The sequence below is a fragment of the Phenylobacterium sp. genome (genome assembly GCF_031181185.1).
Taxonomy (GTDB): domain Bacteria; phylum Pseudomonadota; class Alphaproteobacteria; order Caulobacterales; family Caulobacteraceae; genus Phenylobacterium.
On sequence record NZ_JAPSKZ010000121.1, the window covers coordinates 1 to 11,032 of the forward strand.

Annotated in this window: 11 protein-coding genes; 7 read left to right on the plus strand and 4 right to left on the minus strand. The window is 70.4% G+C overall.

Annotation, left to right across the window (positions count from 1 at the left end):
- Together argJ and RIF93_RS14315 are read right to left on the minus strand one after the other, a co-directional pair.
- The coding region (gene argJ / locus RIF93_RS14310) for a bifunctional glutamate N-acetyltransferase/amino-acid acetyltransferase ArgJ (protein ID WP_309092125.1) at positions 1-1,279 on the minus strand (1,279 nt) is incomplete at its 3' end.
- Positions 1,276-2,205 carry a peptidylprolyl isomerase gene (locus RIF93_RS14315; RefSeq protein ID WP_309092126.1) on the minus strand — a complete coding sequence of 310 codons (930 nt, stop codon included), beginning with the start codon at positions 2,203-2,205 and terminating at the stop codon, positions 1,276-1,278. The genes RIF93_RS14315 and argJ, both read right to left, overlap by 4 nt.
- Positions 2,206-2,356: 151 nt before the next feature.
- Between RIF93_RS14315 and RIF93_RS14320 the strand changes: the two genes are divergently transcribed.
- Positions 2,357-3,529: an acetyl-CoA C-acyltransferase gene (locus RIF93_RS14320; protein ID WP_309092127.1), complete on the plus strand. Its 1,173-nt coding sequence runs from the start codon at positions 2,357-2,359 to the stop codon at positions 3,527-3,529.
- Between the two features lie 53 nt (positions 3,530-3,582).
- Here RIF93_RS14320 and RIF93_RS14325 read toward each other — a convergent pair whose 3' ends face one another.
- Positions 3,583-4,110, minus strand: coding sequence for a histidine phosphatase family protein (locus tag RIF93_RS14325; RefSeq protein ID WP_309092128.1), 528 nt, complete (start codon positions 4,108-4,110; stop codon positions 3,583-3,585).
- A 63-nt stretch (positions 4,111-4,173) separates the two neighbouring features.
- Between RIF93_RS14325 and RIF93_RS14330 the strand changes: the two genes are divergently transcribed.
- Positions 4,174-4,686, plus strand: coding sequence for a hypothetical protein (locus tag RIF93_RS14330; RefSeq protein WP_309092129.1), 513 nt, complete (start codon positions 4,174-4,176; stop codon positions 4,684-4,686).
- On the opposite strand, the gene RIF93_RS14335 is transcribed toward RIF93_RS14330, so the two are convergent.
- Positions 4,683-5,426: a methyltransferase domain-containing protein gene (locus RIF93_RS14335; RefSeq protein WP_309092130.1), complete on the minus strand. Its 744-nt coding sequence runs from the start codon at positions 5,424-5,426 to the stop codon at positions 4,683-4,685. The two genes, RIF93_RS14330 and RIF93_RS14335, sit on opposite strands and share 4 nt — an antisense overlap.
- 91 nt (positions 5,427-5,517) lie before the next feature.
- On the opposite strand from RIF93_RS14335, the gene RIF93_RS14340 reads away from it, so the two are divergent.
- The 5 genes from RIF93_RS14340 (at position 5,518) to RIF93_RS14360 (ending at position 10,962) form a co-directional block, all read left to right on the plus strand.
- The gene (locus RIF93_RS14340; protein ID WP_309092131.1) at positions 5,518-7,971 is read left to right on the plus strand and encodes a ligase-associated DNA damage response DEXH box helicase; all 2,454 of its coding nucleotides are present in this window, start codon (positions 5,518-5,520) and stop codon (positions 7,969-7,971) included.
- Positions 7,968-8,696 (plus strand): ligase-associated DNA damage response endonuclease PdeM, encoded by a 729-nt coding sequence (gene pdeM / locus RIF93_RS14345; RefSeq protein ID WP_309092132.1) that lies wholly within the window; start codon positions 7,968-7,970, stop codon positions 8,694-8,696. The genes RIF93_RS14340 and pdeM overlap by 4 nt, the downstream gene beginning before the upstream one ends.
- A 62-nt stretch (positions 8,697-8,758) precedes the next feature.
- Complete coding sequence (locus RIF93_RS14350) at positions 8,759-9,697, plus strand: mechanosensitive ion channel family protein (RefSeq protein WP_309092133.1); 939 nt, start codon at positions 8,759-8,761, stop codon at positions 9,695-9,697.
- Between the two features lie 182 nt (positions 9,698-9,879).
- Entirely contained in the window at positions 9,880-10,173 is a 294-nt protein-coding gene (locus RIF93_RS14355) for a hypothetical protein (RefSeq protein ID WP_309092134.1), read from the plus strand.
- A 63-nt stretch (positions 10,174-10,236) separates the two neighbouring features.
- Entirely contained in the window at positions 10,237-10,962 is a 726-nt protein-coding gene (locus tag RIF93_RS14360; RefSeq protein WP_309092135.1) for a L,D-transpeptidase, read from the plus strand.
- The last annotated feature ends 70 nt before the right edge of the window (positions 10,963-11,032 follow it).

Below are 11,032 nucleotides of genomic sequence, written 5' to 3' on the forward strand. Positions count from 1 at the left end.
CGCCGAACCGAACGCTGATGGAGTCGCGGTCCACCGGCTCGTCGGCCTTGCCCACCGCCATCACGATGCGGCCCCAGTTGGCGTCCTCGCCCGCGAAGGCGGTCTTCACCAGCGGGCTGTCGGCGACCGACTTGGCGATCTTGCGCGCCGAGGCGGCGGTCTCGGCGCCCGTCACCGTGACCTTGATGAACTTCGTCGCCCCCTCGCCGTCGCGCACCAGCTGGTGGGCGAGATCCATCAGCACGCCTTCCAGCTTGTCCCGGAAGTCGGCCAGGCGCTTGTCCCCGGCGCGGCTGATCTTCGGCGCGCCGGATTGCCCCGTCGCGAACAGCAGCAGGGTGTCGTTGGTCGAGCGGTCGCCATCGACCGTGACCGCGTTGAACGTGTTGCGCGTGTAGAGGTTGACCAGATTCTGCAGCGCCGCCGGCGAGATCGCCGCGTCGGTCGCCACGAACGCCAGCATGGTCGCCATGTCGGGCGCGATCATGCCCGATCCCTTGCAGATGCCGCCGATCCGCACCGTCACGCCGTCGATCTTGGCCTCGGCGTAGGCGCCCTTCGGGAAGGTGTCGGTCGTCATGATCGCCCGCGCCGCCGCGCCCCAGTTGTCGGCGGCGAGCTTGGCTTCCAGGTCCGGCAGGCGCCCGGTGATCTTGGTGTCGTCCAGCAGCACGCCGATCACTCCGGTGGAGGCGACCATCACGTCGCGCTGGCGGCAGTCGAAGCGCTTGGCGACGCCGGCGGCCACCCGGCGGACGGCGTCGGCCCCGGGCTTGCCGGTGAAGGAATTGGCGCAGCCGGCGTTGACCACCAGGGCGCGCGCACCCTCGCCCTTCGTCGCCTCCAGGTGCCGCTTGCACCAGTCGACGGGCGCCGAGCCCACGCCATGGCGGGTGAAGACGCCGGCGGCGCTGGCGCCTTCCGGGAACACCATCACCAGCAGGTCCTCGCGGTCGTGCTTGTAGAAGCCGGCCCGGCCGGTCGCGAGCAGGACCCCGCCGATCGGCTGCATGCGCGGGAACGGCACGGCCAGGGGCGAGACCGGCATGGCGCTCTTGTCCACCTTGGCCGGGGAGGCCGGGGCGGCGGGCTCGCGGTCGAACGCGTGGGCCAGCTTGTCGGCCCGCTTCAGGGCCGCGCGCTTGATGGCGCTGGTCAGAGGGTCGAAGGCCCGCTCCAGCGTCTGGCCGACAACCTCAACAGGCTTGGCCGCCTTGGCCGGCTTCGAGGCGCCGCCCTTCGGCTGGGCCGCTTTGGACGTCGTGGGCTTGCGGCTCATGAGGGGGTTCCCTTGTTCGGGGCGGCGGGCTGGGTCTTGGGCGCGTCGGCCGGCGGGGTCGCGCGCGGTGCGCCATCCTGCGGCTTCACGAGCGTCTCGATCTTGGCCTTGCTGCGCAGCTTTTCCAGCAAGTCGCGTATACGGTCATAGGTCAGGAAGCGCACGATCTGCGGTCGGGCGGCTTCCAGCGTGATCGGCTGCTCGAGGCGCCGGTCCTCGACCTTCACCAGGGCGAAGCCGTTATCGACCGCGAAGGGGCCCACGATGTGGCCGGGCTTCGCGTCCTTGAGGGCCGCATCATAGGCCTCGGGCATGACGTCGGTCGTGAAGTAGCCCAGGTCGCCGCCATTGAACCGCGTGGCCGGATCGCGCGAACGCTCCATCGCCAGGGCTTCGAACGAGGCGCCGGTCGCCAGCAGCTTCTTCACCGCCTCGGCGTCCGCGGCGCTGGCCAGCACGATCTGTCGGGCGCGGATCTCCTCCGAGCGCTTGGCCAGCTTCTGCTGCTCCTCGTAGAGGCCGCGGATATTGTTCTCGGTGACGGCGTCGGCGACCACGTCTTCGACCAGCATGTCGCCGAGGATCCGGTCCCTGGCGGCGGCCAGGCGGCGCTGGGCCACCGGATCCTTGTCCAGCTTCCGCTTCAGCGCCTCGGCGGCCAGCAGCTTCTGGTCCACGACCTCGTCCAGCACGCGCCGGAACAGCTCGGATGAGGGGTCCAGCGGCTCGCCCTCGCCAATCAGGCCCTGAGCCACCGCCTCGCGCTTGACGTCCGAGGTCCAGACCGTCTTGCCGTCGACCCGCGCCACCGCCACGTCACCGCGCTCGGGCGGACGGTCGCCCCCGCCGTCGCGGCCGCACGCCGCCAGGACGGCGGTGAGGGCCAGGATCAGGCAGGCTGTGCGGAGAGGCTTTGCGGCCGCCATTCGGGATCACCCACGGTCATCGGAGCGGCGTCGCAGTCGTGCGGACGCGGGGCCGTCCCTAGCCATTTCCGTTGCGGGATGCAAAGGTTGGCCCGAGTTCCAACGCTCGTTTAAAAGCGCCACGTCCCATTCTTCCGGAGGATCATTTAAAATGCGCGAAGCCGTCATCGTCTCGTACGCCCGGACCGGGCTGGCGAAGTCCGCCCGCGGCGGGTTCAACATGACGCCGACCGTCTCGATGGCCGCGCACGCCGTGAAGCACGCGGTGGAACGCTCGGGCGTGGCCCCGGCCGAGATCGAGGACGTCTTCATGGGCAACGTCGCCCACGGCGGCGGCAACATGGGCCGCCAGGCGGGCCTGCTGGCCGGCCTGCCGATCACCACCTCGGGCGTGACGGTGAACCGCTTCTGCTCGTCGGGCCTGCAGACGATCGCCATGGGCGCCGACTACATCCGCAACGGCGGCGCTGACGCGGTGGTCGCCGGCGGCGTGGAGTCGATCTCCATGCCGAACCCGGGCCCGGGCAGCGCCGAGAACTTCGATCCCAAGCTGACCGAGATGTATCCGGCGATCTTCATGCCGATGATCGACACCGCCGACATCGTGGCCGAGCGCTACAAGGTCAGCCGCGAGGCGCAGGACGAGTACTCGCTGGAAAGCCAGCGCCGCATGGCCGCCGCCCAGCAGGCGAACAAGTTCGCCGACGAGATCGTCCCGATGAAGACCAAGATGAAGGTCGTCAACAAGGAGACGAAGGAAGAGTCCATCGTCGACTACGTGGTCAACCGCGACGAGTGCAACCGCCCGGACACCACGCTGGAAGGCCTCGCCGGCCTGCAGCCGGTGCGGGGCCCCGGCAAGTACATCACCGCTGGCAACGCCTCGCAGCTGTCGGACGGCGCCGCGGCCGTCGTGCTCATGGAAGCCAAGGAAGCCGAACGCCGGGGCCTGAACCCGCTCGGCGTCTTCAAGGGCTGGGCCGTGGCCGGCTGCGAACCCGACGAGATGGGCATCGGTCCGGTCTTCGCCATCCCGCGCCTTCTGGAGCGCCACGGTCTGAAGATCGACGACATCGACCTGTGGGAGCTGAACGAGGCCTTCGCCAGCCAGTGCCTCTACAGCCGCGACAAGCTCGGCATCGATCCCGAGAAGTACAACGTCAACGGCGGCTCGATCGCCATCGGCCACCCCTTCGGCATGACCGGCGCCCGCCTGGCGGGCCACATCCTGCAGGAAGGCAAGCGCCGCGGCGCCAAGAACGTCGTCGTCTCGATGTGCATCGGCGGCGGCATGGGTGGAGCCGGCCTGTTCGAGGTCTTCTAGACCTAGCCTGACAGGCGCGGATCGGCCCTCCCTCGCGGGAGGGCCTTTTCGTTTCAGGGCTTGGCGGCGCAGGCTTCGGTCGGCGCGCCATAACGGGCGTGGATCGTCTTGGGCGCGGGTCCGCCAAGCTGGATGATGGTCAGCCGGTCGTAGTCGCACTCGGTCAACGGCTCAGGCGCGGCGTCGCCCAACGCCCGGGCGATCTCCGGAACGGTGTTGCTATGGCCGACGATGAGGACCGTCCCGTCGACGGACGTCTGCCGCGCGGCCGCCGCGACGCGGGCCACGTGCGCCGCGGCCCCGCCGCCCAGCGCCATGGGCGTGACCGCCACCCCTGCCGCCTGCGCCGCCGGCGCGGCGGTCTGCTGGGTCCGCTTCAGCGGCGTCGTCAGCACGTGGGTGAGACGAGCGCCCTTCAACGCTTGCGCCAGGGCCTGGGCGCGCGCGTGGCCGGCGCTCGAGAGATCGGGATCATGCCCGCCGTCGGCCTTCTCCGCGTGGCGAACGACCACCACCGTCTGGGCCTCGGCGACCGAGATCGGCAGGGCGAGGGCGAGCACGAAGGTGAACGTTCGGATCATACGGCCCAGCTTACCGCGAAGAATGGCCTTGTATGCGCCCCATTGTTGGGCTCCGGTGGAGCCATGACGATTTGCAGCCGACGCGCGACCATCGCCGCCTTCGCCCTGGCGCTGGCGGGCGCGGCCCAGGCCGCCGAGGCGCCTGACGGGCCGATGGCGACGGCCGGCGCATCGGGCGCGCCGCCGACCGCCGCAGCGGAAGTCCAGACCACGGCGCCGCCAATCGTTCCCGCGGCGGCGACGCCGCCGGCTCCTCCGCGCTCGACCGCCGAGCAGATCGACGACTTCATCCGCAGCTCGCCCGCCGCCCAACCCTCGCCCGAGGAGATGGCCGCCATGGACGAGGCTGAGATCGAACCTGAGCGGCGCGTGCGCGGCTCGTTCGAGGTGGGGGTCGGCACCCACGGCTATCGCCATGCCCGGGTCACCGCCCACTACCCGGTCGGCAAGAGCGGCCACGTCAGCGTGGCGGTCGGCACGACACGCGGCCGTGGCGCGCTGGGCTACTGCATGGGTCCGTACGGGGCGCCGGCGATGGGCCCTCTGGACGCACCCTTCGCTCCTGACTGCTTCTAGGTCGGCGCGTCGCAGGCCTGGATGTCGTGGGGCCGGGGCCTCGCCTCGGGCGCCGGCGGCTCGAACACCGCTAGATAGCCCAGGCCGCCGCGCAGGCGCTGGAAGTCCACCATCCGATAGCCGACGGCTTCGAACTCGCACTCCAGCAGGCCGGGAGGCGTGCCGTGGTTCTGCGTGGGCCGGTCCACGTCGATGACGCCAACGCGCGCGCCCGGCCGCAGTGACGGCGCGAGGTTCCAGAGCAGCGCGTAGGGGTTCTGGATCTCGTGGTACATGTGGACCAGCACCGCCCGGTCGACCCCGCCCGCCGGCAGTTTCGGATCTTCCGGCGTGCCGACGACGATGCGGACGTTGGCGAGCCCCCGGCGCGCCGCCTCCCGCTTCAGACCGGCGACGTAGGACTCGTTGATGTCCTCGGCATAGACGACGCCCTGCGGCCCCACGGCGGGCGAGAGCCGCAGGGTGTGGTAGCCCGAGCCCGCGCCGATGTCGGCGACGGCCATGCCGGGCCCGATCCCCAGGCCGCGGATCAGCTGGCCGGACTCGTCGGCGGCGTCGCGGTCCGGGCCCGAGCTCCAGGTGTCGGCCACGGTCGAGGCGACCGGCCGGTCAGGGGCCGGGAAGCCGGCCGCGCTGCGGATGGCTGGCGCGGCGTTCGCGCTCTTCATGCCGGGCGCCCCCTGCGAACAGGCGGCAAGGCCGACGATGGCGACGGTGATGAAGGACTGGACGAGGCGCATGTGGGCTTTGTTCTAGCCTTAGAACTTAGGAAGACGGCAGCGTTTTGACAGGGCTCACGAAACGAAGCGGGAACATGCTATAGGCCTCGGGATGGCTGACGCCGCCGCCCCCGCTCTGTTGCCGCCGAGGTTCGACGCCTGGTTCGATAGCCGGGGCTGGCGTCCGCGCGCCCACCAATTGGAGATGGTCGAGAAGGGCCGGCAGGGTCGCGACGCCCTGCTGATCGCGCCCACCGGCGGAGGCAAGACGCTGGCTGGCTTCCTGCCCAGCCTGATCGAGATCTCGGAACGGCCGCCGGCCAACAGTCCGCGAGGGCTGCACACCCTCTACATCTCGCCACTCAAGGCGCTGGCGGTGGACGTCGAGCGCAACCTCAATACGCCCATCCTGCAGATGGGCCTGGCCGTGACCGCCGAGAGCCGTACCGGCGACACCGGCATCGGACGGCGGCAGCGGCAGCGCCTCAAGCCGCCGGACATCCTGCTGACCACGCCTGAGCAGCTGGCCCTCCTCTGCGCCTGGGAGGGCGCCCGGCTGTTCTTCCAGGACCTGCGATGCGTCATCCTGGACGAGATCCACACTCTGCATGCGTCCAAGCGGGGCGACCTTCTGGCGCTGGACCTCGCCCGGCTCCAGCAGCTCGCGCCGGACATGCGCCGCGTCGGCCTGTCGGCCACCGTCGACGATCCGGAGGTGATCAAGCGCTGGATGGGCTGCGGGCGCGATGTCGACCTGGTGCTCGGCCCGCCGGGCGCCGAACCCGAGGTCGACATCCTGCTCTCCGAGGGCCGCGTGCCCTGGGCGGGGCACACCGCGCAGCACGCCATGGCCGAGGTCTATGAGACCATCAAGCGGGCGCGGACGGCCCTTGTGTTCGTCAACACGCGCTTCCAGGCGGAGTTCGCCTTCCAGGAGCTGTGGCGGCTGAACGAGGACGCCCTGCCGATCGCCCTGCACCACGGCAGTCTCGCGGCCGAACAGCGCCGGAAGGTCGAGGCCGCCATGGCCAGAGGCGATCTGCGCGCCGTGGTCTGCACCTCCACCCTCGACCTCGGCATCGACTGGGGCGACGTCGACCTGGTGATCCAACTGGCCAGCCCCAAGGGGGCCTCGCGCATGGTCCAGCGGATCGGGCGAGCCAACCACCGCCTGGACGAGCCCAGCCGCGCCATCTTCGTGCCCGCCAACCGCTTCGAGATGCTGGAGTGCCAGGCGGCGCGGGAAGCCATCGCCGAGAACCGCCTCGACGGCGACCCGCCGCGCGTGGGGGCGCTGGACGTGCTGGCCCAGCACGTCATGGGCTGCGCCTGCGCGGAGCCTTTCGACATGCTCGAGCTCTACGATGAGCTGCGGACCGCCGGTCCCTATCGCGACCTCTCCTGGGAGGACTTCGAGCAGGTCGTCGATTTCGTCTCCACCGGCGGCTATGCGCTGAAGACCTACGACCGCTTCCGCCGGATCGTGAAGGGCGAGGACGGCCGCTGGCGCGTGCGCAACCAGCAGACCGCCCAGCGCCACCGGCTGAACGTGGGCGCCATCGTCTCGCCCGCCGTGCTGGCGGTGCGCATGGCCGGCCGCGGCGGGCGGGGCGGCCGCAAGATCGGTGAGGTCGAGGAAGGCATGCTCGAGATGCTGGATCCGGGCGACACCTTCGTCTTCGCGGGCCAGGTCTGGGCGCTGGAGGCGGTGACCAATCTCGACGTGCTGGTCCGGCCGGCCAACGACCGCGACCCGAAGATGCCGTCCTGGGGCGGGTCGAAGTTCGCCCTCTCGACCTATCTCGCCAAGCGCGTGCGCCAGCTGATGTTCGACCAGAACCACTGGGGCGTCCTGCCGGCCGACACCCGCGAATGGCTGGAAGCTCAGCGCGACCGCTCGCTGATTGTCGCCGAGGAGGAGATGCTGCTCGAGACCTTCCCGAAAGGTCAGCGGCACTTCCTGGTCTGCTATCCCTTCGAGGGCCGCCTGGCGCATACGACGCTGGCCATGCTGCTGACCCGCCGGCTCGAACGCGCGGGCGTCGGGCCGCTGGGCTTCGTCTGCAACGACTACGCCATGGCCATCTGGGCGCTGAAGCCCATGGACGGCCTCGATTTCGACGAGCTGTTCGCCCAGGACATGCTGGGCGACGACCTGGAGGCGTGGCTGGCCGAGAGCTTCATGATGAAGCGCGCCTTCAAGGGCTGCGCGATCATCGCAGGGCTGATCGAACGGCGCTTCCCGGGCGAGCAACAGAAGACCGGGCGGCAGATTACCTTCTCCACCGACCTCATCTACGACGTGTTGCGCCGCCACGAGCCCGACCATCTGCTCCTGCAGTGCGCACGGGCCGATGCGGCGACCGGCCTCATAGACGTCGCGCGCCTGGGCGGGCTGTTGGAGCGCATCCAGGGCCGCATCCGCCATGCGCCCCTGGAGCACCTTTCGCCCTTTTCGGTGCCCATCCTGCTGGAGATCGGCAAGGAGCGCTCGCCCGGCGGCGCGTCCGAGATCATGCTGGCCGAGGCCGAAGAGGAACTGATCGCCGAGGCCCTAAGTCCGTGAACGATGTCTCACCCGTCTTCGCCTACGACTTCGCCGCCAGCCCTTGCGGCGGACTGGCGACGCGCGTCCGCGGCGCCGCGGTCGTGATGCGCGCCTCCGGGGCGCTGTGGCTGCAAGCCGAGCGCGCCCTGATCGTCGCGGACCTGCACCTGGAGAAGGGCTCCAGCTACGCCAGGCGCGGCCAGATGCTGCCGCCCTACGACACGCGCGAGACGCTCGCCCGCCTGGAAGCCGAGGTCGCCGCCACGGACGCGGCCGTGGTGATCCTGCTGGGCGACAGCTTCCACGACCGCACCTCCGAGGAGCGCCTGGCGCTGGACGACGCCGACCGGCTGCGAACCCTCGCGCGGGGCCGACGCCTGATCTGGGTGATCGGCAACCACGACGCCGACGGCCCACAGACGCTGCCGGGCGAAACGGCCGACGAGCTTTCGCTCTGCGGCCTGATCCTGCGCCACGAGCCCCGGCCCGGCGCTCAGCCAGGCGAAGTCGCGGGCCACTTGCATCCGGCGGCGAAGGTCCGCTCGCCCCGCGGCACGGTGCGGCGGCGTTGCTTCGTCACCGATGGCGAGCGTGCGATCCTTCCCGCCTTCGGGGCCTACGCAGGCGGGCTGAACGTGCGCGATCGGGCGTTCGCCGGCCTCTTCATCCGGCCGCCCCTGGCGGGCGCGCTCGGGCCGGCCAGGGTCCGCGCCGTCGGCTGGCGGCAGCTGACCGACGATTAGTCGCGGCGCCGCTCGCCGCGCCCATGCGTTGTTGAGGTCCCGACCGCTGGAGCTTCGATCGCATGGCCGCACCTGCCGACGCCACGGCCACCGCCACCGAGAACGCCGCCCAACCGCTCGGCGAGATGCTCGGCATGGCGCTCAGCGGCGATCCCGTCATGCTGCGAAACCTCGCAGGCGTGCTGAGCGCCTTCTCGGTGCGCCTGATCGTGGCCTTGCTGATCCTCGCCGTGACCCTGTGGCTGGCAGGCCGGCTCGCGGGCCTGGTCGACCGTGGCATCTCACGCCTGCCGGCGCACCGGCGCCATCCCACCGACCGGACGCTGGCGGTCTTCGTCTCGACCGTCGTGAAGTACCTGGTGATCGCCGTCGGCCTGATCGCCGTGCTGCAGCAGTTGGGTGTGCAAACCACGTCGGTCCTGGCGGTCCTGGGGGCCGCGTCCCTGGCCGTCGGCCTCGCCCTGCAGGGCACGCTCAGCAACGTCGCCGCAGGCGTCATGCTGCTGCTTCAGCGCCCCTATCGGGTCGGCGACCGCGTCGAGCTGAACGGCCGCCAGGGCAAGGTCAAGCGGATGGATCTCTTCAACACCGTCCTGACCGATTACGACGGGCTGACGCTGTACCTGCCGAACGGCAAGGTGTTCGGCGATATGATCGTCAACTACGACCGGGGCGGTCGCCGGCGGATCGAGCTGACCTTCGGCGTCGACTACGAGGACGACCTGGACCTGGCCCTCCGCACGCTGGTCGAGATCGCCGAGGCCGAGCCGCGCGTGCTGAAGGATCCCGCCCCTTGGTCCAAGGTGACCGCCACGGCCGACAGCGCGGTGAACGTCACGCTGCGCTGCTGGGCGACGCCCGATGATTGGGTGGACACCCGCTATGACCTCATCAAGCAGGTGAAGGACGCCTTCGATGCGCGGGGGCTCAACTTCCCCTATCCGCACCAGGTCCAAGTCGAGCGCGCCGACGTGCGCCCCATGCGGGCGGCGCGCGCCTGACGCGGGCTCCTACGTCGGACGCCCGACATCGCTGGAACTTACGTGCAAGCTTCAGAGTTTCCACGCAGCCCAGCTTGGTCCCGGCAACGCCGGCCGGCTCGGCGAGGGTTGAGTTCGGAACTTCACGACATTCAGGACGCCGTCCGGCGGACTGAACATCCAGCCAGACAGAGGGAGTGGACATGCGCCCCATTATGAAGCCCATCGTCACCGCCGCGGTGCTCGCCTTGGGCGGTCTCAGCCTTAGCGCCTGCGCGACCAAGGGCTATGTGGACGAGCAGATCGAGATGGTGAACACTCGCATCACTGCGGTGGACGCCAAGGCCTCGGACGCGATCGCGCGCGCCGACGCCGCGAACGCCGCCGCGCAGGCTGCGGCCGCCGACGCGCGCAATGCCAATCAGCGCCTCGACCAGCTGACGACCCGCGTCGACACCATGGAGCAGCAAGCCACGGCCCGTCGGCCGCGCAACTAGTCGCCGAACGGCGGAGCCCGGGCGTGATGACCGAGCTCCGCCTCCGCGCCAGGACAGGTTCGTATGAGTATTCGTAGCGTAGCGTTGGCAGCCTTGGCGCTGCCGTTCGTCCTGGCCGCGGCCGGCTCGCCTGCCCGAGCCGAAGAACCCCCGATCGGAGCCGAGAGCGCCGCGGCCGAGCCGCCGCCGCCGCTCGTGCGCGAGCTGGCCGACTGGGCCGTGGCGTCGGGCGACAACGCCGGCCTGCCCTTCGCCATCATCGACAAGGCGAGCGCCAGCGTCTTCGTGTTCGGGTCCTACGGCACCCTTCTGGGCGCGGAGCCCGCGCTGATCGGCGAGGCCGTGGGCGACGACTCGGTCCCGGGCATCGGCGATCGACCGCTCTCGAAGATCCGCCCCCACGAGCGCACCACCCCTGCCGGCCGGTTCGTCGGCGGGTTCGGCCCCGCACTGGGCCAGGAAAAAGAGACCCTGTGGGTCGACTACGGAACGGCCATCTCGCTGCATCCCGTGGTCACGACGAACCGCAAGGAGCGGCGCGTGAAGCGGCTGAACTCCCCGACGCCAGCCGACAACCGCATCACCTACGGGTGCATCAACGTCTCGGCGGCGTTCTACGACAGCGTCATCCGCAACGCCTTCGGCATGTCGAAGGGCGTGTTCTACATCCTGCCGGAAGAGAAGCCGCTGGACGAGGTCCTCCCCGCCTTCGCGGTCCAGGCGCGCGTGGCGGCCGCGGACGCGGATCGTTACGGACAGCAGGCGTACGGCGTCGGCCGCGCGCCCTGAGCCGAACCTAGAGCCTGAGGCGCATGAGCGGCGCCGGCGCGAAGCGGGTCATCACCTCGCCCACCCGCTC

Coding starts and splice junctions, on each gene's coding strand:
- RIF93_RS14315 (WP_309092126.1), bottom strand. CDS start 2,205: ATGGCGGCCGCAAAGCCTCTCCGCACAGCCTGCCTGATCCTGGCCCTC.
- RIF93_RS14320 (WP_309092127.1), top strand. CDS start 2,357: ATGCGCGAAGCCGTCATCGTCTCGTACGCCCGGACCGGGCTGGCGAAG.
- RIF93_RS14325 (WP_309092128.1), bottom strand. CDS start 4,110: ATGATCCGAACGTTCACCTTCGTGCTCGCCCTCGCCCTGCCGATCTCG.
- RIF93_RS14330 (WP_309092129.1), top strand. CDS start 4,174: ATGACGATTTGCAGCCGACGCGCGACCATCGCCGCCTTCGCCCTGGCG.
- RIF93_RS14335 (WP_309092130.1), bottom strand. CDS start 5,426: ATGCGCCTCGTCCAGTCCTTCATCACCGTCGCCATCGTCGGCCTTGCC.
- RIF93_RS14340 (WP_309092131.1), top strand. CDS start 5,518: ATGGCTGACGCCGCCGCCCCCGCTCTGTTGCCGCCGAGGTTCGACGCC.
- RIF93_RS14350 (WP_309092133.1), top strand. CDS start 8,759: ATGGCCGCACCTGCCGACGCCACGGCCACCGCCACCGAGAACGCCGCC.
- RIF93_RS14355 (WP_309092134.1), top strand. CDS start 9,880: ATGCGCCCCATTATGAAGCCCATCGTCACCGCCGCGGTGCTCGCCTTG.
- RIF93_RS14360 (WP_309092135.1), top strand. CDS start 10,237: ATGAGTATTCGTAGCGTAGCGTTGGCAGCCTTGGCGCTGCCGTTCGTC.